The sequence below is a fragment of the Bacillus sp. ms-22 genome (assembly GCF_009759805.1).
GTDB lineage: Bacteria > Bacillota > Bacilli > Bacillales > Bacillaceae > Bacillus > Bacillus xiamenensis.
On record NZ_CP046653.1, the window covers coordinates 2,881,983 to 2,904,705 of the forward strand.

General features: G+C 41.5%; 18 protein-coding genes. 4 read left to right on the plus strand and 14 right to left on the minus strand.

Features of this window, described 5'->3' with window-relative positions:
* Positions 1–26 precede the first annotated feature (26 nt).
* A complete protein-coding gene (locus tag GPA07_RS15035; RefSeq protein ID WP_008359871.1) occupies positions 27–1,427 on the minus strand; it encodes a branched-chain amino acid transporter BcaP in 1,401 nt (466 codons plus the stop codon).
* Between the two features lie 453 nt (positions 1,428–1,880).
* Positions 1,881–2,702, minus strand: coding sequence for a C40 family peptidase (locus GPA07_RS15040; protein WP_157292895.1), 822 nt, complete (start codon positions 2,700–2,702; stop codon positions 1,881–1,883).
* 355 nt (positions 2,703–3,057) lie between these two features.
* Here GPA07_RS15040 and GPA07_RS15045 point away from each other — a divergent pair, with 355 nt between their 5' ends.
* Complete coding sequence (locus GPA07_RS15045; protein WP_157292896.1) at positions 3,058–4,422, plus strand: alkaline phosphatase; 1,365 nt, start codon at positions 3,058–3,060, stop codon at positions 4,420–4,422.
* A 168-nt stretch (positions 4,423–4,590) separates the two neighbouring features.
* On the opposite strand, the gene GPA07_RS15050 is transcribed toward GPA07_RS15045, so the two are convergent.
* Together GPA07_RS15050 and GPA07_RS15055 are read right to left on the minus strand one after the other, a co-directional pair.
* Positions 4,591–6,015 (minus strand): SpoVR family protein, encoded by a 1,425-nt coding sequence (locus GPA07_RS15050; protein WP_406566831.1) that lies wholly within the window; start codon positions 6,013–6,015, stop codon positions 4,591–4,593.
* A 67-nt stretch (positions 6,016–6,082) separates the two neighbouring features.
* Complete coding sequence (locus GPA07_RS15055; protein ID WP_157292898.1) at positions 6,083–7,282, minus strand: globin domain-containing protein; 1,200 nt, start codon at positions 7,280–7,282, stop codon at positions 6,083–6,085.
* A gap of 184 nt (positions 7,283–7,466) precedes the next feature.
* Between GPA07_RS15055 and GPA07_RS15060 the strand changes: the two genes are divergently transcribed.
* Both GPA07_RS15060 and GPA07_RS15065 read left to right on the plus strand, forming a co-directional pair.
* Complete coding sequence (locus GPA07_RS15060; RefSeq protein ID WP_008359887.1) at positions 7,467–7,898, plus strand: Rrf2 family transcriptional regulator; 432 nt, start codon at positions 7,467–7,469, stop codon at positions 7,896–7,898.
* A 160-nt stretch (positions 7,899–8,058) separates the two neighbouring features.
* Positions 8,059–9,534 carry a catalase gene (locus GPA07_RS15065; RefSeq protein WP_008359888.1) on the plus strand — a complete coding sequence of 492 codons (1,476 nt, stop codon included), beginning with the start codon at positions 8,059–8,061 and terminating at the stop codon, positions 9,532–9,534.
* Positions 9,535–9,579: 45 nt separating this feature from the next.
* Here GPA07_RS15065 and GPA07_RS15070 read toward each other — a convergent pair whose 3' ends face one another.
* Positions 9,580–9,900 (minus strand): YqzG/YhdC family protein, encoded by a 321-nt coding sequence (locus GPA07_RS15070; protein ID WP_008359890.1) that lies wholly within the window; start codon positions 9,898–9,900, stop codon positions 9,580–9,582.
* Positions 9,901–10,092: 192 nt separating this feature from the next.
* Between GPA07_RS15070 and GPA07_RS15075 the strand changes: the two genes are divergently transcribed.
* The gene (locus GPA07_RS15075) at positions 10,093–10,341 is read left to right on the plus strand and encodes a YhdB family protein (RefSeq protein ID WP_008359893.1); all 249 of its coding nucleotides are present in this window, start codon (positions 10,093–10,095) and stop codon (positions 10,339–10,341) included.
* Between the two features lie 69 nt (positions 10,342–10,410).
* Here the strand turns inward: GPA07_RS15075 and GPA07_RS15080 are convergent, their stop codons facing one another.
* From GPA07_RS15080 to GPA07_RS15120, 9 genes are all read right to left on the minus strand, one after another.
* Positions 10,411–11,061 carry a response regulator gene (locus GPA07_RS15080; protein WP_157292899.1) on the minus strand — a complete coding sequence of 217 codons (651 nt, stop codon included), beginning with the start codon at positions 11,059–11,061 and terminating at the stop codon, positions 10,411–10,413.
* On the minus strand, positions 11,058–12,203 hold the full coding sequence (locus GPA07_RS15085; protein ID WP_157292900.1) for a GAF domain-containing sensor histidine kinase: 1,146 nt from the start codon (positions 12,201–12,203) through the stop codon (positions 11,058–11,060). Before GPA07_RS15085 ends, GPA07_RS15080 begins: the two co-directional genes overlap by 4 nt.
* Before the next feature lie 155 nt (positions 12,204–12,358).
* Positions 12,359–14,104 carry a phospho-sugar mutase gene (locus GPA07_RS15090; protein WP_157292901.1) on the minus strand — a complete coding sequence of 582 codons (1,746 nt, stop codon included), beginning with the start codon at positions 14,102–14,104 and terminating at the stop codon, positions 12,359–12,361.
* 358 nt (positions 14,105–14,462) lie between these two features.
* Positions 14,463–16,124 (minus strand): glycerol-3-phosphate dehydrogenase, encoded by a 1,662-nt coding sequence (glpD, locus tag GPA07_RS15095; RefSeq protein WP_157292902.1) that lies wholly within the window; start codon positions 16,122–16,124, stop codon positions 14,463–14,465.
* A 139-nt stretch (positions 16,125–16,263) separates the two neighbouring features.
* Entirely contained in the window at positions 16,264–17,760 is a 1,497-nt protein-coding gene (gene glpK / locus GPA07_RS15100; protein WP_008361508.1) for a glycerol kinase GlpK, read from the minus strand.
* A gap of 15 nt (positions 17,761–17,775) precedes the next feature.
* Complete coding sequence (locus GPA07_RS15105; protein WP_008361510.1) at positions 17,776–18,591, minus strand: MIP/aquaporin family protein; 816 nt, start codon at positions 18,589–18,591, stop codon at positions 17,776–17,778.
* A gap of 216 nt (positions 18,592–18,807) precedes the next feature.
* Positions 18,808–19,365: a glycerol-3-phosphate responsive antiterminator gene (locus GPA07_RS15110; RefSeq protein WP_008361512.1), complete on the minus strand. Its 558-nt coding sequence runs from the start codon at positions 19,363–19,365 to the stop codon at positions 18,808–18,810.
* Between the two features lie 151 nt (positions 19,366–19,516).
* On the minus strand, positions 19,517–20,857 hold the full coding sequence (locus tag GPA07_RS15115) for an aspartate aminotransferase family protein (protein WP_157292903.1): 1,341 nt from the start codon (positions 20,855–20,857) through the stop codon (positions 19,517–19,519).
* A 253-nt stretch (positions 20,858–21,110) separates the two neighbouring features.
* Positions 21,111–22,703, minus strand: coding sequence for a PucR family transcriptional regulator (locus GPA07_RS15120; RefSeq protein WP_157292904.1), 1,593 nt, complete (start codon positions 22,701–22,703; stop codon positions 21,111–21,113).
* Positions 22,704–22,723: the final 20 nt, after the last annotated feature.

A 22,723-nucleotide genomic window follows, 5' to 3' on the forward strand; every position in this document is an offset into this window, starting at 1 on the left:
CCAAGTATGACTGGCTTTTTTTCTCTTTATTTTTTGTTTAATTCGGAGTTCTTTCTTGAATATAAGAAATAGACAACAAGCCCAATGGCAAGCCAGATTAAGAATCGAACAAATGTGATCGTCCCAAGTTTATAAATAAGCAGGCCGCAAGATAAAATCGCTAAGATTGGAATAAGCGGAACCGCTGGGCATCTGAATGCTCTCGGTAAATCAGGCTGTGTTTTTCTCATGACAATAACAGCAACTGAAATCAAAATGAATGCTGACAGTGTTCCGATGTTCACTAGGCTTGCCAGCTCATCAAGTGGAATAAATCCTCCCATTAGTGCTGACAATGTACCGAAGAAAAGTGTATTGATATACGGTGTTTTATGCTTTGGGTGAACCTTTGAAAGAACCTTTGGTACCAAACCGTCACGAGACATGGCAAACATGACACGTGTTTGGCCGTACAGCATGACAAGCATGACCGTGGTCATCCCTAAAATAGCTCCAACATCCACAATGCCTGCTACCCAGTTTTGTCCCGCCACTTGCAGTACAAGTGATACTGGATGTGATACCCCTTCAAAGTCCATGAATGGTACAATACCCGTCATGATCGCACTGACAATGACATACAAAACCGTACAAATTAATAGAGAAGAAATGATCCCTCTTGGCAAGTTTCGTGATGGATTTTTTGTCTCCTCTGCCGCAGAAGCAACTGCATCAAACCCAATAAACGCAAAGAATACGAGGGCTGCTGCACTTAAGACGCCGGATGTTCCAAATGGAACGAATGGTGTCCAGTTTTCAGGTTTTACATATTTCACAGCGACTAAAATAAAGAGTAAAATGACCGCAATCTTCATAATCACCATGACGTTATTGACTCGTTTTGATTCTTTAATACCGAAATACAGCAAGAAGGTGATGATCATTAAAATAATAAATGCAGGAAGATTAAAATATGTCACTTGCCCCTTCAAACCACCTGGTGCTGCTGTTAACTCAACCGGTATATGAATACCTATCCCATTTAAAAATGACACAAAATAGCCTGACCAGCCTGCTGAAACAGCACTAGCGGCCAGCATGTATTCTAATATCAAATCCCAGCCAATGATAAACGCTAAGAATTCTCCCATAGATGCGTACGTAAATGTATACACAGATCCTGACACTGGCACTGTGGACGCAAATTCCGCATAAGACAGTGCCGCAAACAAACAAGCAAGGCCTGCGATCACAAATGATAAAACAAGGCCTGGTCCCGCTGTAACGGCGCCTGTACCTGTCAGAACAAATATCCCAGTTCCAATGATCGCTCCAATGCCCAGCATCGTTAAATCAAATGAACCTAATTCCTTTTTTAACGCTTTTTCCCCTTGTGTTGCCGCAATTAGCTCTGAAATGCTCTTCTTTCTAAACAACGAATTGCTCATACCATCACTCCCAAAACTTAGTATCAGTCTAAAGACACCACGACTTCATAATTAACATTATTTTCTGAATATTTAGATTAAATTTAGCGCTATAAATTAGTGGCGTAAAATTATTATATATGAAAATTAAAAAATGAAAACACTTTTTTACGAAATATAGCGAAAATTCTTGTATATCAACAATTTCAATTGTCAATAAATGGGTTAGATTTTCTTCATTCTTTATTCAATACACAGCTTGTCCTCATTTATTTATGATATAACATTCAAAATTATATTTTTTTAGCATACTTATTATTAAACAAAAATAAGCCCCTTCTTTTGATCACATGTCCTCACTTGTACTATTTTAAAGCCTTTAGGCTGATAGCGAACTATGATAAAGGTTCAGTTCGGCAGCAAGAATAATATATGAAAAAAGAGACTGCCAGATGAGCAGCCTCTTAGGATCAATTAGTTTACAAATGTTTTCGCGCCAAGATAAATTGGCTTCCAATAGCTTGAATTCATATCACTGATCGTCACACCGTCAGAAGCAGCATGGATAAACTTGTTGTTCCCAATATAGACACCCATGTGAGATGGACCAGACTTATAAGTTGTGAAGAACACAAAATCTCCAACATTTGGTGTTGAGACGCTTTTCATCGATGCCCAAAAACCTTCAGTGGTTTGTCTTGAAATCTTTGTTTGTTTATTAATGATATACCACATAAAACCGCTGCAATCAAAACCCTTCGGCGTCGTTCCACCCCATTTATAAGGTGTGCCGCTTTGTGCTTTAGCATCTGCTACGAGTTTAGACACATTTAAAGACGATGTAGCTACTGTTTTTTCTTTGACAGGTGCTGTGTTGACTTTAGACGTCTGCTTCACTTTCAGCTTTTGTCCAATTTTAATGAGATCTGTTTTGAGTTTATTGACCGATTTCAGCTCTTTCACTGTCATTCCATACTTTTTGCCAATTTTAGATAATGTATCACCTTTGACAACTGTATGAGTGGTTGTCGCTGAAGCCGCTTTTACTTTGGTTGTTGTGTTCGTTGTTGTTTTCGAGGAAGTTCCATTGATTTTTAACGTTTGTCCAACATAAATCATGTCAGATTTCAGCTTGTTGTCTGATTTAATCTTGCTCACCGTTGTTTTATATCTTTTCGCTAGAACAGAAAGAGAGTCACCTTTTTGAACCTTTACTGATTGTGCTGAAGCAGCTCCGGCAAATAATGTCGTTCCAAGTAGAACTGCACTTGCAGCTGTGATCCATTGTTTTTTCATTTGTTCCTCCTGTATGTATCCTATCGTGATCCGAATTTTTATCTACTTACTATTATAAGGATCGAATACCAGAAGAAATAGTCTTGACTTCCTACGACATTATGCTTATTAATTCGGCAAAAATTATTTTTTTTTAGGGTTCTTTTTATTTCATTTTCATTACACAATCATGACAAAATAAATGCATCTTGTCATGGATAAATGATACATTCATTTCTCATTTTGGTTCATTCTATGTAAAGTGGACTTTTACAATTTTAAAGTGAACTTTACGGTGCTGTAAAAAGGAATCCACACTTCTGCTCTACCATTGTAAACGTAAGAGCAACATATAAACAATGAGGAGGCAAAATAAATGAGTGTGTTGAAAAGCCCGAAAACGAAAATAGCTGCAGCGGCAGCGGCATCTGTGCTGTCGATTGGCATATTTTCAGGAATTGAATTTGGACAGGCTGACAAAGCTGAGGCGAAAAAGAAACCAAAAAATGACGTGCAAAATGTGATCGTGCTGATTGGAGATGGCATGGGAACACCTTATCTTTCAACTTACCGCTCATTTAAACACAACGGTGACCTTTCAAAGCAAACAGCGTTTGACCCTTACCTCACTGGCATGCACAAAACATACCCTGATGATTCAAAAAGTAACATCACCGATTCAGCAGCAGCTGGCACAGCCATGGCAACTGGTCAAAAGACATACAACAATGCCATTGGTGTGGACAAAAACGGCAAAACACTAAAAACCGTTTTAGAAGAAGCAAAACGGAAAGGAAAGTCGACTGGACTTGTCGTCACATCTGAATTAACGAATGCCACACCTGCTGCGTATGCCGCCCATGATGTGTCCAGAAAAAACACAGCAGCCATTGCGGATGATTTTTTCGATGAGAAAATTGGGAACCAGCATAAGATCGACGTCATGCTTGGCGGAGGACTTGTCGATTTTGTTCGCAAGGATCGTGATCTGACGAAAGAATTCAAAAAAGCAGGCTATGATTATGTAACCACCAAAGCAGCCTTGCAACAAAACAAACATCAACAAGTGTTAGGCATTTTTGCTGATGGTGGTCTCGATAAAGCCATTGATCGTGATAAAACAACGCCTTCCTTGCAAGACATGGCATCCTCAGCCATTAAACAGCTATCTAAAAACAAAAAAGGATTTTTCCTCATGGTCGAGGGCAGTCAAATTGACTGGGCTGGACATGACCACGATATTGTCAGTGCGATGAGTGAAATGAAGGATTTTGAAAAAGCATTTGAAGAAGCCATTCGTTTTGCCAAAAAGGATAAAAACACGTTAGTGATCACAACGGCGGATCATTCAACTGGCGGTCTTTCTTTCGGGGCAGACGGCTCTGGCAGCTGGGATTACAAACCAGTCAAAGCAGCGAAAAAGACGCCTGATTTTATTGCAAATAAAATCGCAGGCGGCATGACGGTTGAGTCTGCGCTTACACAATATATCGACCTTGATTTCACAAAAGAGGAAATCGCCTCTATTCAAAAGGCAGCTGAAACAAAAGAAGCTGTACAAATTGATGATGCGATTGAAGAAGTCATTAACACGAGATCACATACAGGCTGGACAACATCGGGGCATACAGGTGATGAAGTCCCATTCTTTGCATACGGACCATCCAGTCAAAAACTAAAAGGACTGATGGAAAATACAGATCAGGCGAAACACATCTTTAAACTGCTTAAAAACCAATAAAATGGAAAATCAGATTGTTGACAAAGGGCTAAAATGACCTTTATTTTAGCCCTTTGTCTTCTTTTCATCGTGACCTTGCTCGGCGCGGAGCGAATTTGATATTCGTGAAATGCGAGGGTTTGTCTACACACTGAGATGTCCGTTTTAGGACATCTTTTCTAATGATCTTTAAGCTAAATATTTCCTATGAACCCCTTTTCCATCGTATGAAAACATCACTTCTTTACCTTCAAGAACTGACTCGATGTGTACACTTCTCCCCCATAGCTGATACAAATAGGGAAGTACTTTTTCTAAGTATTTCAGATCGAGCTCAATGCCTTCGTACCAATGCTTGATGTAGAGTTCATTGTTTTTTAAATAGTCGCCGTCTATTACTGTCAAATACGGAAATCCGCCATTGACCCTCATACTGACCAGCTGATCACGAACTGCCTTCCATTCTTTATCAATGACTTTATAGTCTCTTCCCTGCTTTTGAAACAAATACAAGTCTTCCCGCATCACAAGGTCTTTCGTTAAATAGTTTCGAATAAAGGAAATGTCTGATTCAATTTCCCGCACTTCAAACATTTTGCTGCGGCCGGACCCTTTTGTCACCCCTGCTTTTTTTAATTCCTCGCATGGGTGATCATAGCGCTCTTCGATATCTTCAAAAATCTTCAGCCCTAAATAGTAAGGATTGATCCCCGTCTTAGACGGCTGTACCACGCCTGCATTTAATTTGGCAAATTCAATTGATTCACTTGAATCTAAATCAAGCTCACGCATAATCCGCTGGTGCCAATACGATGCCCAGCCTTCATTCATGATCTTCGTTTCTAGCTGCGGCCAAAAATAAAGCATTTCCTCTCTCAGCATGGTCAGCACATCTCGCTGCCACGGCTCCAGCTCCCGGGAGTGTGCCTCAATAAAGAGCAAAATATCTTTTTCTGGCTTTGGCGGGAATTGCTTGACAATTTTCTTTTTCTCACGCGTCTTAGGCTCATCCATTCCCCACAAATCATCATACGGCGTTTGACGTTTTGAATGGTCTTCTTCATATTCTTCTTCATCGTCAATATTCCAGCTTAATTTTGAACGAACAAGAGACGGATCAATATGCTCCTGCAAGGCCAATACGGCATCTAAAAACGATTCGACTTCTTTTGTTCCATGAACATGCTCATACTCTTTAATTCGCTCTGCCGCCGCTGCCATGCTTTCGACCATATCTCGTTTTGTGTTTTGGAAACGGCAATTATTTTTGAAGAAATCACAGTGCGCCAGGACATGAGCCACAATTAATTTATTTTGAACAAGCGTATTGTTATCAAGTAGAAAGGCGTAGCAAGGGTTTGAATTAATCACCAGCTCATAAATTTTGCTTAATCCTAAATCATAATGAAGCTTCATTTTATGAAATTGCTTGCCAAAGCTCCAGTGGCTAAATCGTGTTGGCATCCCATATGCACCAAACGTATAAATAATTTCCGCGGGACAGATTTCATACCTCATCGGATAAAAATCTAGACCAAATCCTTCTGCAATTTCTGTAATTTCATCAATGGCTCTTTGTAAAAGCCGCTTTTCAGATACGCTCAAGGAAACCATCCCTCCTCATCGGACTTATCCCTACTATATGAGCGTATCTAAAAAAACATGATGTTCAGCCGTTGGTTTACACGACTTCTATCTCTTTCATGGATTGCCCGCCGAATACTTCGAAATGAATATTTTGTTCCGGAATTCCTATCACTTTTAGGATATAGATCATCTCTTGTGTAAAGGCCGGGGAACCGCAAAGGTAAAATTGTCCTTCCCCTTCTCCAATCACTGATTGAAGGAATGAACGGTCAATACGGGAAGCCACCTTCTCCACCAGCTCACCCTTTCCTGACGCTTCAAACTGCTCGTTACATAGGATGATACGTCCATGAGGGGATAAAGCTAGAACACGTTCAAATTCTTTTTCAAAAGCGGTCACGTCCTCTATTCGATCTGCATGAATCATCGTAAATGGCAGATTTTGATGAGCGGCTGTTTTTACTAAACCAATCATTGGTGTAACACCAGACCCAGCACTGATCAAATAAACGGGCTGTTTGATGTCCCCTTGTAAGCAGAACATTCCCTGCGGCATACTCACTTGAAGAATATCCCCTTCTTCCATGTCATCATGGAGGAATGTGGATACATGGCCGTCTCGTTTCACTGTGATGCGGTAGTAAGATGGGTGATATTGATCTGATAAGCTGTACTGTCTGCTGCATACATAGGCTTCACCCGGCATATCTGCTTGCACCGTAATATATTGACCTGTTTCATAAATTGGCAGTTCAGATTCATCTTCTGGTACTAAATAAAAGGAAGTGAGTGACGGAGATTCTTGTTTCTTTTTCTTAATCACAAACGGTTTGACATCTGCCCATCCGCCTTTTTGTTTTAAATTTTCCTCCATCATTTCTGCTTCAATGGTGATAAATATATTCGCAATGATGTCATAGGCAGCCTTCCAAGCGGCTAACGTTTCGTCTTCTTCTGTTAATCCAAATACCTCTTTCATGGCTTCAATGAGATGGTATCCAACGATGGGGTACTGCTCTTTTTTCACCATGACACTGACGTGCTTATGGGCAATTTGTTTGACAGCAGGAAGCAATTCTTCTAATCGTTCAATGTACAGTGCAGCTTGATATAAGGTTGCCGCAAGCGCCTCTGGCTGACTTCCATTCATGAGGTTCGTTTTATTAAACTGATTGAGAAGCTCTGGGTGCTGTCTGATCATATTTTGATAAAAAACTGTCACAAGTTTTGTTCCCTCGGCTTTTAGTAGAGGGGCTGATTGTTTAATGGCATTCATTTGATCTGAAGATAACATTGTCATTCCTTCTTTCAAAAAGATGTATTTTAAATACATCTTTATCGTAATAGATGACAGGCTATAAAAGCAATATTTATAATACATGTTTTAAATGTTGTCACATTTAACACTTTCTCGAACAGTTTTTGTCTAAAATGTGTTACGATGATACAAAACTCTATTAGGTTTAGAGGTCGTCAAAATGAAACTTACAAATTATACAGATTTCTCATTGAGGGTACTCATTTATTTAGCGTCGAGAGACAACAATGAACTGTCAAATATTCAGCAGATTGCCGATATTTATGGCATTTCAAAAAATCACCTGACGAAGGTGATTTACCATCTTGGAAAACGCGGTTATGTGGAAACGATTCGCGGAAGAAATGGTGGGATTAGACTGGGGAAAAGCCCAGAAAGCATTAACATTGGTGAGGTTGTCCGCTATACAGAGGATGATTTAGTCATGGTTGAATGCTTTGATTCAAAGAAAAACAGCTGTATTATCTCCCCGATTTGCTCATTAAAGCACGTACTTCATGAAGCACTCACTGCTTATTTACGCGTTCTAGATCAATACACATTAAAAGATTTAACACAAAACAAAGATGCTCTCAGAGAGCTTCTGCTCTAAGGCGAAAGAATTCATTTCTTTCGTCTTTTTCTTTACCTCCTTGTAATAATAATTTATTTAAAATTATTATAAATAAATATTGACTATCATGTTTTATTCAATATAATTAGGGTATATAGATTGCTAGAACCCATTTTTTTGTTTACAGGAGGAGAAAAGAATGACAAATTCAAATCATAAACATTTGACGACAAATCAGGGCGTGCCTGTTGGCGACAATCAAAACTCAAGAACAGCCGGCCACCGCGGACCTTCCTTTCTTGACGATTACCATTTGATTGAAAAACTTGCGCATTTTGACCGTGAACGTATCCCAGAGCGTGTCGTTCATGCAAGAGGCGCCGGCGCTTATGGTGTGTTTGAAGTAGAAAATAGCATGGAAAAGCATACAAGAGCAGCCTTCTTAAGTGAAGAAGGGAAACAAACTGACGTTTTTGTTCGTTTCTCAACGGTTATTCATCCTAAAGGTTCACCTGAAACATTACGTGATCCACGCGGCTTCGCTGTTAAATTTTATACAGAAGAAGGCAACTACGATTTAGTCGGCAACAACCTGCCTGTCTTCTTTATTCGTGATGCACTCAAATTCCCTGATATGGTTCACTCTCTTAAGCCAGATCCTGTAACCAATATTCAAGATCCTGACCGTTATTGGGATTTTATGACATTAACACCTGAATCGACTCACATGCTCACATGGCTCTTCTCTGACGAAGGTATTCCTGCGAACTACGCTGAAATGCGCGGTTCTGGTGTTCATACGTTTAGATGGGTAAACAAATACGGAGAAACAAAATATGTGAAATACCACTGGAGACCATCAGAAGGCATTCGCAATTTATCAATGGAAGAAGCTGCAGAAATTCAAGCAAACGACTTCCAGCATGCGACAAGAGATTTGTATGATCGTATTGAAAAAGGAAATTATCCAGCATGGGATCTTTACGTTCAGCTTATGCCGCTCAGTGATTATGATGAACTTGATTATGATCCATGTGATCCTACGAAGACGTGGAGCGAGGAAGATTATCCGCTGCAAAAAGTGGGACGTATGACACTGAACCGTAATCCAGAAAACTTCTTTGCTGAAACAGAACAGTCTGCTTTCACACCAAGTGCACTAGTTCCAGGAATTGAAGCATCTGAAGATAAACTGCTTCAAGGTCGTCTGTTCTCATACCCTGACACGCAGCGTCATCGTCTTGGTGCGAACTACTTGCGTATTCCAGTCAACTGCCCTTATGCGCCTGTACACAATAACCAGCAGGATGGCTTTATGACAACAACTCGTCCAAGCGGACATATTAACTATGAACCAAACCGTTATGACGATCAGCCAAAAGAGAACCCTCACTATAAAGAAAGTGAGCCTGTTCTTCACGGTGATCGTATGGTGAGACAAAAAATTGAAAAACCGAACGATTTCAAACAAGCGGGGGAAAAATATCGAAGCTACTCTGAAGAAGAGAAACAAGCATTGATTAAAAACCTGACAGCTGATTTGAAAGACGTAAATGAAAAAACGAAATTACTTGCAATTTGCAACTTCTATCGTGCAGATGAAGATTACGGACAGCGTTTAGCGGATTCACTCGGAGTGGATATTCGCTCTTATCTTCAAGGAAACATGAAGTAAAACATCTCATGATCAGCACCTCTTTTGGTAAGAGGTGCTATTATTTTATAATCGAAACACGTTAATACTAATCAAATGACCGGTCTCCGGGTGAAAATAAATTTCTGCGTGGGCGGCAAAAAGTGTTGAGCCTTCCTTTACGGTGACGCGAAACACATCTTTTGTTTGTTCATCATTCACTTGTGTGCGTCCAATGTAATGATAATCGTTTAAAGAGGCACCTTCATATTCATCTTGCAAGGCAGTATAAGCAAGCCTTTCCCAATTGTCTGCGGGATATGCGGCTGCTTTTGATGCTGGATGCACCATGAGACTGCCGAATAAAATCATTCCTGCTGCAATAAGCATCCACCATTTCGGCTGCATGATATCATTGATCTCACTTTCATGTAGATTTTCCCTTAGGTTTTGCTGTTCGATCTTTTTTCATACATGAAGCATTTATTCAGCCTATAATTCCCGGTCCCCTTTTTATGCGGACACCAACTTTTCCCCTGAAAATGTCGATATGATCCGAGCAAACTAATGAAGACTTCTCAAGGGAAAGGAGAAGGTTTAATGAATGTGGCGGATTATGATAAAGCACTTTATTATACGCATCGCTCGCAATGGGATAATTTACTTATTCTTATGGTACGTACGCAAGATGACTTGCTCTCGAAACGTATTGAGCATTTCTTACACGCGTATCAATTTAACCGAAACGATGCAGCTGTTGAAAAATGTTTATATGGGCTCCTCCAGTATATTGACCACGCTTCAGAGGCAGCCGTTTCTGAAGCATATGCAGAACCGATGTACACATAAAGAAAAAGGCTAAAATGATCTTTATTTTAGCCTTTTTCTTCTTTTGGCGCCCGTGACTGCATGTTTTTGTTAAAGCAGCTCTTTCGGCTGATTTTTTTGATAATCCACTGCATAAAGAGCGGCCTGGGTTCGATCTGCCAGCTCTAGCTTGGATAAAACATGAGATACGTGCGTTTTAACTGTTTTTTCAGAAATAAACAGCGAGGAGGCGATTTCTTTGTTGCTTTTGCCCTTTGCGATTTCAAATAGGACATCCCGCTCTCTATTGGTCAGCTCGTTCATCAGTGCCCATTTTTGCTCTTTTGGCTCTGTCAGATGCTGCACAAGAAAGGTTGTAATATGACCGTCTAATTGATACGTGCCATTTTGTACTTCAATCATTGTCGTGAGCAGCTTTTCTGGCGCTACATCCTTTAGCTGATAGGCTTTCGCTCCGGCTTGAATTGCTGGAATGACATAATCTTTATCCGCATAGCTTGTCAGAATCACAATGCGTGTCTCCGGCCTATCGATCATCATTTGTTTTGTTGCCTCAATACCGTTCATCACAGGCATTGAGAGATCCATTAAAACAATGTCAGGCTGCGTTTGTTGGACAATCTTTAATGCCTCTACTCCATTAGATGCCTCGCCTACGATGTCCACATCAGGCTGTGTTTGCAAGAAGAACACCAGCCCTTTTCTCACAATATGATGATCATCTGCAATGACGACTCTCATGACGATCCCTTCCTTTCTTGAGAAAATGGCACTTTTACATGAATTGTGGTTCCATTGCCAAGCTCAGAATCAATACAAAATGTACCACCTGCTCGATGGATGCGATCAGCCATTCCTTTCAGCCCAAATGAAGGAAGGCTCATTTGTTCGTCATACCGAAATCCTTTTCCATGGTCAATTATTTTCATATCGAACGTGTCTGCCGATTGTTCAAGTTTAACCTCTACTTCCTCTACTCCCGCATGTTTTTGACAATTATTCAGTGCTTCTTGACATACGCGAAACAAAGTCTCATGGCATGAATGATCCATTTCCAAACAGCCGGATAAAGATAATGTGCAGCTTAGCCCTAAAAGCTGTGCATACTCTTCAATTGCTGTCGTAAACCCTTTTTCAAGTCCTCTTGGTCTTAACTGCCATATGAGTGACCGCATTTCAATGAGGGCATCTTGTGATAAATGCTGAATAAAATCAATCATTTCCCCTAAATTCTGATCGCTTGTCATTTGACGGGCTGCCTTTGCAGTAAGACTCACAGAAAACAGCATTTGATTGACCGAATCATGTAAATCCTGTGCAAGACGGTTTCTTTCTTCAAGGAGTGCATGCTGCTGCTCATTTTGAACAAGCTTCATCCGCTGAATCGCCGTACCAATTTGAAGCGCAATACTTTCAAGTAAATTCAGCTCTTCTTGTGTAAATGTGACTTTACCTTTTGCCGCCACATTTAATAAACCAAAGGTGCGCTTACATGCCTTGAGTGGAACGGTTGCATGATGCGTAATTCCTTCCGTATCCCCAAGCTTTTGTTCAATTGCCGTTTCAATCCGTTTACAGTTAATGATATTGGTGGCTGATTGCAGTGATCCCTTCGTATATCGATTGATGCAATAACAATCATTTTGGCACAACAATTTCTTTCGATCCTTTGCCAGTGCTTGAGGTAAGGATACATGTGTCATCAGCTCATATGAGCCGTCTTCTTCTATAAAATAAATCCATGCTGTCTGAAAGCCTGTGACATCCATGAGCATCTGAAGGACTTCATGAAGTGTTTCTTTCATTTCCATGCCTTCATTGAGCTTTTCAGCAATTTCTTTTAATGTTTTTAAGGTTTGAACCTTCTCTTGGTATTCTCCCATCCTGTTTACCCCCGGCATTTGCTGCCTTCTCTTATCATTACGTTGATTATACCATGAGCACCTTCTTCGCTCTTTCTCAAAAAGGATGATTTCTTCTCATCCTTTTGGCTGAGAAAAACGCCATCATGTATGACACGATGGCGTTGTAGCTTTCTTTATTTAGCTGTTTCTTCCACAATATCATAAACGACTTTCATCACTTCTTCTGATAGATGCTTTAGCTTTTCTTCGCTGTCTGTTAAAGATGAGCCTTTAACGGCGATATAAAATTTCACTTTTGGCTCAGTACCAGAAGGTCTTATGCAGAACCAAGAGCCATCTTCAAGGAAATATTTTAGGACATTTGATGCCGGCAGATGAATGGTTTCTTCTTTCTTTTCAGCCACAAGGTGTCTTTGACTTGATTGATAATCCTCAATAACAGTTATGCGCTGACCTGCAATAGCAGCTGGCGGATTGGTTCTAAAGGTATGAAGGATGGCCGAAATCTGCTCCGCTCCTTCTTTCCCTTTTAAGGTTAATGACTTTAACCCTTCTCTGTAAAATCCGAATTCCTTAAAAATATCAACGAGGGCATCGTATAATGACTTGCCTTGTTTCTTATAAAAAGCAGCAACTTCAACGGCTAATAGCGCCGCTTGGACCGCATCTTTATCTCGTGCAAAATCACCGATCAAATAGCCGTAGCTTTCTTCATAGCCGAATTGAAACGTGTACTCTCCGGTTTCTTCAAATTGCTTGATTTTTTCACCAATAAATTTAAAGCCAGTGAGCGTATCAATCGTGTCTGCTCCAAATGCCGATGCCACAGCACGCCCAAGCTCACTTGTCACAATGGTTTTCATCACAACCGGACGAGGAGGCAGCTGACCTAGCTTTTTCTTTTCAGACAATAAATAATGAAGCAGCAGCGCTCCTGTTTGGTTGCCTGTTAAAACGGTAAATTCTCCCTCATGATCTCTAACAGCGATGCCTAATCGGTCTGCATCTGGATCTGTTGCAATCAGGAGATCGGCATTTTGCTTTTCGCCAAGCTTGATAGCGTATTCAAATGCTGCATGCTCCTCTGGATTTGGAGACGTAACCGTGGAGAATTGTGGATCTGGCTTTTCCTGTTCAGGCACAACGGTCACATGCTGATACCCAAGAGCCTGAAGCCCGTTTCGGACAGGTTTATTCGCTGTCCCATGAAGCGGGGTAAACACCACTTTGATATCCACTTCATTTGCAAGCTCAGGGTGCACACTGATGGTTTTTAATTTTTGGATATACGCTTGATCAATTTCTTCTCCGATCATGCGGATCAGCCCATTTTGCTTCAAAGTTTCTTCTGATTCTACTGATATCGCTAGTTCATTTTCAATGGCATCTACTTCTTTAATGACTTGATCTGCTTCAAATGGGGGCATCTGGCCGCCATCTTCTCCATATACTTTATAGCCATTATATTCTGGCGGGTTATGACTTGCTGTCACGACAATACCCGCAAAGGCATTCAGCTCCCGTACCGCAAAAGAGAGTTCTGGTGTCGGACGCAGTTCATCAAATACGTACGTTTGAATGCCGTTTGAAGCAAGCGTTTTGGCTGCTTCCATCGCAAATTCAGGGGATTTATGGCGTGAATCATATGCAATGGCGACGCCTCTTTTTTTTGCATCCTCTCCATGTTTTGCAATATACGCCGCAAGACCAGCTGATGCTTTTCGAACGGTGTAGACGTTCATTCGATTCGTTCCAGCACCAATCTCTCCGCGCATTCCTCCAGTTCCGAACTCCAGGTTTTTGTAGAAGCAGTCTTCAAGCACTTTTTGATCATCCTGATGCGCCTCAAGCCATTCCCTTAATTCAGTATCCAGGTGTTTTTCATTGATCCATCGCTCATAATTCGCATTCCAACTCATAGCCTTCCTCCCAGCTCTTATCATCAATAAGATAATATCTACTGTTATTTTATATGGAACTATCCTTCATGTCATGTTATATCATTGACATATGAAAAAATGATGAACAAAGAGTAAAAAACAATAAAAAAAAGCCGATACACGATCGGCTTTCAGATTGTTGACAAAGGGCTAAAATGATATTGATTTTAGCCCTTTGTCATCTTTTCAGCGTGACCTGAAAACCTTTGCAGTCTAGGAAGGACGAGTACCGAAGCGGAGCGAATTTGACATTCGTGAGCACCGGCACGCAGGACTGCGGGAGAATGCGAGGGTTTGTCTACACGCTGAAAAGCCGATACACGATCGGCTTTTTCTCTTATTCAGCATCAAGCGGAACGACTGCTTCATGGAATAGTTGCTCTAATTCTGTTTGATGTTTTTGTTTCGTCGCATCATCCCAGCCAAAACGATCAGCCATATAGTCAACGACAGGCTGTGCATACGTTTTTGCCCAATTGATATTAAATAATAGGCTGCCTGTTCTTCTTAAGAAGAAATCAACCGGTGTCACGGCAAGTTCTTCCTCAATCGCATAGACAAGCTCAGCCAGTACATACGCTGGAATATTTCGTTTGTCTGCTTCACCTTGAAGCTGCTCTACACGCTTGAAGACACTGCTGACGTTTGAGCCGTATTTTTTGGCTAGTTTTTCAGCAATCGGTTCTGTCAAACCAATAGAAGCTCCTTCTGCTGTTTTCGCTTGTACAAAGGCTGCCATATTTTTAGAACCGCCGACATGTCCGCCTGAAATTGGCATATGCTTCGTTTTACATGGCCCGTAATCTTTTCCCGTTTCTTCTTTGAGTCCATCACGTACGAGGTCTACAATGTGCTCGGCCATTTTACGGTAGCCTGTTAATTTACCACCAGCAATCGTAATTAAGCCTGAAGGTGATGTCCATACCTCATCCTTACGAGAAATTTCTGAAGGATCTTTGCCTTCTTCATGAATAAGCGGACGAAGACCAGCCCAGTTGGATTCAACATCTTTTTCTGAAATGTTTAGATCAGGGAACATGTACTGGATGGCTTTGATGACGTAATCACGATCTGCTTTTGTCATACGCGGATGTTCCAGTTCTTTTTTGTACACTGTATCCGTTGTTCCAACATACGTTTTTCCTTCTCTTGGAATCGCAAAGACCATACGTTTATCAGGTGTGTCAAAGTAGATCGCCTGTTTTAATGGGAAAACAGATTGGTCAAATACTAGGTGGATTCCTTTTGTATGCTGTAAATGTTTCCCTTCTTTTGAGTGGTCCTTCTCTCTTAGCTGATCTACCCATGGACCTGTCGCATTGACAATTTTCTTCGCATATACATCGTATGTTTTCTGAGTCATGACATCTTCAATGACTACGCCGACAACCTTGCCTTTATCGTAAATAAATTCTTTGACTTTCGCATAGTTGACAGCTTCCGCACCGAATTTCACAGCCTCTTTCATCACTTCGATTGTCAGGCGAGCATCATCTGTACGATATTCAACATAGTAGCCGCCGCCTTTTAAGCCGTCCTTTTTCACAAGCGGTTCTTTGGCAAGTGTTTCTTTGGCACTTAGCATGCTTCTGCGTTCGCTATGCTTGACTCCTGCTAAAAAGTCATACACTCTTAGACCAATTGATGTTGAGAACTTACCAAATGTACCGCCTTTATGCATCGGAAGAAGCATCCATTCGGGTGTTGTCACATGTGGCCCATTTTCATATACAATGGCACGCTCTTTCCCGACCTCTGCCACCATTTTCACTTCAAATTGTTTTAAATAACGAAGTCCACCGTGCACAAGTTTTGTTGAGCGGCTAGACGTACCAGCTGCGAAGTCCTGCATTTCCGCAAGACCAACGCGCATTCCGCGTGAAGCCGCATCAAGTGCTGTACCAGCGCCTGTAATACCCCCGCCAATGATAAACACATCATATGGTTTTTTTGTCATTTCCTGAAGCATTTGTTCTCTTTCTAAGCTAGAAAAAGTCATCTCTTGTTCCTCCCATGTTGTACGGTAAAGAAAAAGAGACCGCAAACACCCAAAGCGTATTTCTACACTTCGGTGCTTGCGGTCTCTCCAGTTCTCCAACCGTTCTATTAACTTACTTGAAGTATACCATACTTTTTGTTTATTTGAAAGCTTGAGCTGCTTTTACAGCCTTTTTCCACCCGCTGTATAACGAGTTGCGGCTGTCCTCTTCCATTTTAGGCTCAAAGCGCTTGTCAAGGTTCCATTGGTTTGCAATGTCTGAACGGTCGTTCCAGAAGCCAACTGCTATTCCCGCAAGATAGGCCGCACCGAGTGCCGTCGTTTCATTAATTTCTGGACGTTCTACTGGTACATCCAGTAAATCACTTTGGAAGCCCATTAAGAAGTCATTCTTCACAGCTCCGCCATCGACACGCAATGTTTTTAATGAGATGTTTGAATCCTTTTCCATCGCATCTAATACATCTTTCGTTTGATAAGCAAGTGATTCTAATGTTGCACGGACAAAGTGCTCTTTGGAAGTACCGCGTGTTAAACCGAATACAGCGCCTCTGACATCACTGTCCCAATATGGTGTGCCTAGACCAACGAATGCTGGAACGACATAGACGCCATCTGTTGACTCAACGCGCTTTGCATAAGCTTCGCTGTCTTTCGAGTCTTTAAACATTCTAAGTCCATCACGTAGCCACTGGATAGCTGAACCAGCAACGAAAATACTTCCTTCTAAAGCATATTCAACTTTGCCGTCAATGCCCCATGCAATCGTCGTTAATAATCCATGATCCGACTTAATTGCTTTTTCCCCTGTATTCATCAACATGAAACATCCTGTACCATATGTGTTCTTTGCCATTCCTGCTTCAAAGCAAGCCTGACCGAATAGCGCAGACTGCTGGTCTCCCGCCGCTCCTGCAATCGGGATATTTTTACCGAAGAAATGATAGTCGGTCGTTTCACCATAAATGTGTGATGATGGTTTGACCTCTGGCAGCATGGAAGCAGGCACGCCTAAAATATCAAGTAATTCTTCATCCCATTTCAGATCGTAAATATTGAACATGAGTGTTCTTGACGCATTCGAATAATCTGTCACGTGTGATTTACCGCCAGTCATTTTCCAAATGAGCCATGTATCGATTGTGCCAAATAGTAAGTCGCCATTTTCCGCTTTCTCACGTGCACCTTCTACATTGTCTAAAATCCATTTCACTTTTGTACCTGAGAAATAGGCATCGATGAGAAGACCTGTTTTATTTCTGAACGTCTCATTATGTCCTTGTGCTTTCAGTTCTTCACAAATGCCAGATGTTTGTCTAGACTGCCAAACAATTGCATGATAAACAGGTGCGCCTGTATGTTTATCCCAAACAACAGCTGTTTCCCGCTGGTTCGTAATCCCGATACCTGCGATTTGATCTGCTTCGATTCCTGATTCAATTAAAGCAGTTGAAATAACAGATAGAACAGAGCTCCAAATTTCATTTGCGTTGTGTTCTACCCAGCCTGGGTTCGGAAAATATTGATTGAATTCCTTCTGTGCTGTATGTGCAATTTTGCCCTCTTGATCAAATAAAATCGCTCTTGAGCTTGTTGTCCCTTGATCTAATGCGAGAATATATTTTTCTTTTGCCATGGTGTTTTCCTCCCCTTACATACTTTCATTTACAGTATTTGTTTGGTTTTTCGTAGAGACATAGAGTCCTAACAATACCACAACTAAAATAACGCTTACAATCCAAAAAGCTGGCGTGACGTTTGCTTTAAAGGCTGCATTGTAGAAAACACCGCCAAACGCTCCACCTAAAATTGGACCAACAACAGGCACCCAAGCATATTTCCAATTAGATGGCCCTTTACCTGGAATCGGCAATATTGCATGTGCAATTCTCGGACCTAAATCACGTGCAGGGTTGATTGCATAACCAGTTGTTCCACCTAACGAAAGACCAATCGCCACAATTAAGAAACCAACAATCAGCGGGTTGACCCCGTCTGCAAATTTATTTGCACCGATCGCCAAGATTCCTACTACCAATACAAATGTGCCAATCACTTCACTTAGTACGTTCGCAAAAGTATGCGGAATCGCTGGACCAGTTGAAAATACGCCTAGCTTTGCACCTGGATCGTCTGTTGCTTTCCAGTGCGGTAAGTAATGTAAAAAGACAATAATAGCTCCGAGTAATGCGCCAAGCATTTGACCGGTAATATACATTGGAACATCAGCCCAAGGAAAACTTCCTTCTAAGGCAAGACCAATTGTGAGCGCCGGGTTTAGATGTGCGCCGCTAATTCCACCAGTTGCATATGCTGCAATAGCCACTGCAAATCCCCAACCGAAAGCGATTACAATCCAGCCAGACTGATATGCGAGCGATTTCTTTAAACTGACGGCCGCACATACACCGCCTCCAAAAATAATCAGTAGCATTGTACCTACGACTTCACCCCAAAATGGTGTCATGAAAAATTCCTCCTCTGGTTCAGTTGCCATCCCCTATAAATGTGTAGAAAAGATAAAGAAAAAAAGATCCACAACAAACAGACTTTACATCAGGGTCATTTGTCACCTAGTAAAGCGTTGTTGTGGATCTCCATTTCTCCATCACATATTATTAACTTAGTGCTATAGTATCAGAGGATGAAAACGTTGTCAATCAAATTTCACATTTTATCTTTTTCACTTTTGGAACGCTTTCCAAAGCGCTGTATTCGATGTCGTCACAGCTGTCGCTCCTGCTGCAAGCGCCCTTTCTACATCTTCTTTTGTTCGGATAAACCCTCCTGCAAATATTGGTATTCCAGCTCTTTCGCGCACTTCTGTAATCAAATCTGGCACGACACCCGGCAATACTTCAATAAAATCCGGACGATGTTTCCCAACAAACTCCATGCTTTTTTCCATCGCACTTGTATCAAGTAAAAACATTCGCTGTATGGCATATACCTTTTTCTGCTTGGCTTTTACTATGACAGAAGACCTAGTAGAAATAATGCCTGCCGGTTTCATTTCCTGACAAATAAACTCCGTTCCATACTCATCATGTTTGATACCATGAATTAAATCGACATGGACAAACATTTTTTTATGATGTGCGTTTGCCTCATTCATGATGCCCTTCAGCCGGCCTAAGTGAACATCAAGTAAGACGCCATATGTAAAGGGACTTTTTAAAAATTCCTCAAATTGCTTTATATTACGAACAGCAGGTAGAATGGGTTGATCATGAAAACTCATATGCCGTCTCCTTCTAAAGTGTATTGGTTTAGCCTTCTCCTTACAGTAATAGAATCTCATGTTTTTTTCAATACACCTAGTGTGTCCATTGCCCATTCAACCTAGCTGCCTCTACTTACCTGCACATAAAAAAAGCAGAGGATTCTCTCTGCTATAGCTGTGCCATGCTTTCTTTTAAAGTATGAATAATAAATGAGGCATCTTCATCTGTGATATTGAGCGGCGGTGCAATCTGTGCAACGTTATTATAACCAGCCACCGTATCGCCATTTTTTCCGATGATCAACCCGCGTTTTTTACATTCTGCAATGAATTGACCGACAACACTTGGATCAGCTGGCTTTTTGGACTGCTGATCCTGAACAAGCTCGATCCCAAACAGCAAGCCTTTTCCTCTGACATCACCGACAAACGGATGCTTTTTTAACTCCTGCAAGCGATCAAGCATGTATCGGCCAAGTGAATCTGACCGCTCCACTAATTGCTCGTTTTCCATAATGTCCAGGTTGGCAAGTGCAACCGCACAGGAAGCAGGGTGACCCCCAAATGTATTCACATGACGCAGCCGGTCATACGTATCTTCTCCTGCATACGCTTCATAGATTTCTCGTTTCACGCACGTTGCAGAAAGCGGTAAATAACCGCTTGTGATCCCTTTTGCCATGGTGATGATATCTGGCTTTACTTCCTCATGCATAAAACCAAACCGCTTTCCAGTTCGGCCAAAGCCGCAGATGACTTCATCCACAATGAGGAGTGCCCCATGATCTTCACAGATTTCTTGAACCTTCTTCAAATATCCTTTTGGCGGCATTAAGATACCGCCTCCCGTAATGATCGGCTCCATAATGACCCCGGCAATGGTCTCGCTTAATTCCCACGTCATCGCTTGATCAATTGCATCAGCACTTGCCAAGCTCTCTTGGTCCTCAGGATGCCGATACATATCAGGGGGTGCGACATGGATGAAGCCCTGTCCTAATGGTTCATATTTATATTTACGCTGCGCTTGACCCGTTGCGGCGAGAGCGGCTGCTGTATTGCCGTGATACGATCGATATCGGGAAATGAATTTCGTGCGTGTACTCTCTCCCTTTTGCGCATGATATTGTTTGGCAATCTTAAATGCAGCTTCATTCGCCTCAGAGCCGCTGTTAGAAAAGAAGATCACATAGTCTCCGCCAAGCCATTCATTGAGCTTCTCAGCCAGCTGAATGGCTGGTACATGGCTTTGTGTCAGCGGATAGTAAGGCATCGTATTTAATTGCTGATATGCCGCTTCTGCAAGCTCTTTTCGGCCATATCCAGCATTCACACACCATAGGCCTGACATTCCGTCTAAATATCGATTCCCGTGAATATCTGTCACCCATGCGCCTTCTGCCTCATGAATGACCATACTTTCATTTTCCTTGTTTGTTCCTTTCATATGATGCCAAATCAACTGATCATCTTTCGCCTGAAGATCTTGAGCCTGCTCATGTGTTTTCATCTTCCCACGCCCCCATGTATCCGTTTTCATCATTAAAGAAACTTCGACCGATCCAGCATATGGCCTCTCCATTCATTATATGGATGAAAAGTGAGGCATATGAAACTGAAACAAGACCGCCCGTTAGAGCGAACCAATCGTTGCTTTTATTATAAAAAAGGGGCAAGGCACATTACATTAGACAGATCGTCAACTGATTGAAAAGAACCATAAGACACTCTACTTGATACGTTGGCAAATCTAACATGCGCAGTTAATGGCGGTTCCCTTGCAAAAATTCATAAGCAAGGATTGCAAATTCAAGCGCTTGGCGTTTTGGTGATTGCATCATATCCTCACCAAGCAGCGCATGCAGCTTATCAAGTCTGTGATAAAGTGTCTGCCTGACAATATAGAGCTGGCTTGCGGTTTCTTTTTTAGAACCATTTGTCTGTAAAAAGATATTCAGCGTCTGAAAGAGCCTTCCGCTATTTTGTTTATCATATAAAATCACCGGCTCTAAATACTCTTTCACCATACTTTCTAATAGTCCGCTCTCTTTCATAACAGGCATGAGCCGAAGCATGTGTAAATCTTGATAAAATGGGCTTTCTACCCGCTGCGGCATCACTTTCTTTAAATGCAGCACTTCTTTCGCTGATTGAAAGCTTTTTCTCATGTGCTGAAACTGCTCACAATACTGCCCGATTCCAAAATTGATGACTGTGCCATGAGGCTGCTCCCGATCATATAATTGCTTGATTTCATTTGCTGCTTTCTCTGCACGCTCTTTCCAGTCTTCAATCTTTCTTGTATTCAATAAAATAAATAAGGTTTGTCCCTGATGCTCATACACGATCAAATGGAAACCAGCACGCTGAAAAATGGAGCGGCAAGAGACGAGAAAATAAAGGTTTCCTGCTATGTCTTCCAGCTGATGATTCTTTTGAAAAAGCATGACCACACAGCCGGTCGTTTTTTTTAATCCTTCCGTATCTTCAAGGTGTTCTAAAATATCTCTTTCTGTATGCTCTTCATGAAACCATTGCTGCAGCCATTCGTTCTCTTTTGTCTTCTTCAGCTCTTCTGTATAAAGCTCCCTTAATGTTTGCTGGGCAAGGGCATTCGCTCCCTTATCAAGCACAAGCAGTTCAAATTCTGAAAGCGTGTTCGATTGATGAATAAGCACAAGGTCTGCAAAAGTTTGTTTAAGTGCCAAGACTTGCTTTTGAGTCACTTCGTATCCTTTTGGCAAGGAAGCATGTGCTAAATAATTCATGACAAGCTCTTCTGTTTGTTTGGAAGAATCACATAAAATAATGGGCTCGCCTTGAACAGGTAAGAGTAAAAGAATTCCTCTCACATGCTGATACACTTGATCCAAAATATCCATCTGTGGATGAGGCTTCAGTAAAAGCTCATTCAGTCTTGATGATAATGCTTCTAAATCCGCCATCATTTGATACTGACGCTCGATCATCATCGTATGAAGGTGCTGCGTGATGTTGACGAATTTCACTTCTTTTGTAAACAGAATAAGCGGAAAATCTCGTTCTTCTGCATAAGCAATCAGTTCCTCAGGCACATCCAATCGTAGCGGTACAAATTCAATACACAGGCCGGCTGCACCTGAATCAATCAGCTGGCTTAAAAAATCTTGAAACACATCCAATTGATCCTGAAAGCCTGCGGCCGTCGTTAGGATGAGCTCTCCCCCATTTAACAAATCCTCTACAGCAGGCACTTCTAACACATGAACCCATTTCACCTGACGAAACAGTCCCTTTTCCCCTGCTAATACCTTCGCATGTGTAAAATACTTCGTTTTTAACACATCACTTACTTGGAAATGAACATCTACATTCATTCATATATCCCCCTTTTTGT

What these genes read in the sequence shown, in the direction of transcription:
- GPA07_RS15035 (WP_008359871.1), bottom strand. Translation starts at nt 1,427, where the DNA reads ATGAGCAATTCGTTGTTTAGAAAGAAGAGCATTTCAGAGCTAATTGCG.
- GPA07_RS15040 (WP_157292895.1), bottom strand. Translation starts at nt 2,702, where the DNA reads ATGAAAAAACAATGGATCACAGCTGCAAGTGCAGTTCTACTTGGAACG.
- GPA07_RS15115 (WP_157292903.1), bottom strand. Translation starts at nt 20,857, where the DNA reads ATGAAAACACATGAGCAGGCTCAAGATCTTCAGGCGAAAGATGATCAG.
- GPA07_RS15045 (WP_157292896.1), top strand. Translation starts at nt 3,058, where the DNA reads ATGAGTGTGTTGAAAAGCCCGAAAACGAAAATAGCTGCAGCGGCAGCG.
- glpK (WP_008361508.1), bottom strand. Translation starts at nt 17,760, where the DNA reads ATGGCAAAAGAAAAATATATTCTCGCATTAGATCAAGGGACAACAAGC.
- GPA07_RS15070 (WP_008359890.1), bottom strand. Translation starts at nt 9,900, where the DNA reads ATGCAGCCGAAATGGTGGATGCTTATTGCAGCAGGAATGATTTTATTC.
- glpD (WP_157292902.1), bottom strand. Translation starts at nt 16,124, where the DNA reads ATGACTTTTTCTAGCTTAGAAAGAGAACAAATGCTTCAGGAAATGACA.
- GPA07_RS15110 (WP_008361512.1), bottom strand. Translation starts at nt 19,365, where the DNA reads ATGAGTTTTCATGATCAACCCATTCTACCTGCTGTTCGTAATATAAAG.
- GPA07_RS15075 (WP_008359893.1), top strand. Translation starts at nt 10,093, where the DNA reads ATGAATGTGGCGGATTATGATAAAGCACTTTATTATACGCATCGCTCG.
- GPA07_RS15055 (WP_157292898.1), bottom strand. Translation starts at nt 7,282, where the DNA reads ATGTTATCTTCAGATCAAATGAATGCCATTAAACAATCAGCCCCTCTA.
- GPA07_RS15105 (WP_008361510.1), bottom strand. Translation starts at nt 18,591, where the DNA reads ATGACACCATTTTGGGGTGAAGTCGTAGGTACAATGCTACTGATTATT.
- GPA07_RS15090 (WP_157292901.1), bottom strand. Translation starts at nt 14,104, where the DNA reads ATGAGTTGGAATGCGAATTATGAGCGATGGATCAATGAAAAACACCTG.
- GPA07_RS15050 (WP_406566831.1), bottom strand. Translation starts at nt 6,015, where the DNA reads ATGGTTTCCTTGAGCGTATCTGAAAAGCGGCTTTTACAAAGAGCCATT.
- GPA07_RS15080 (WP_157292899.1), bottom strand. Translation starts at nt 11,061, where the DNA reads ATGAGAGTCGTCATTGCAGATGATCATCATATTGTGAGAAAAGGGCTG.
- GPA07_RS15060 (WP_008359887.1), top strand. Translation starts at nt 7,467, where the DNA reads ATGAAACTTACAAATTATACAGATTTCTCATTGAGGGTACTCATTTAT.
- GPA07_RS15065 (WP_008359888.1), top strand. Translation starts at nt 8,059, where the DNA reads ATGACAAATTCAAATCATAAACATTTGACGACAAATCAGGGCGTGCCT.
- GPA07_RS15085 (WP_157292900.1), bottom strand. Translation starts at nt 12,203, where the DNA reads ATGGGAGAATACCAAGAGAAGGTTCAAACCTTAAAAACATTAAAAGAA.
- GPA07_RS15120 (WP_157292904.1), bottom strand. Translation starts at nt 22,703, where the DNA reads ATGAATGTAGATGTTCATTTCCAAGTAAGTGATGTGTTAAAAACGAAG.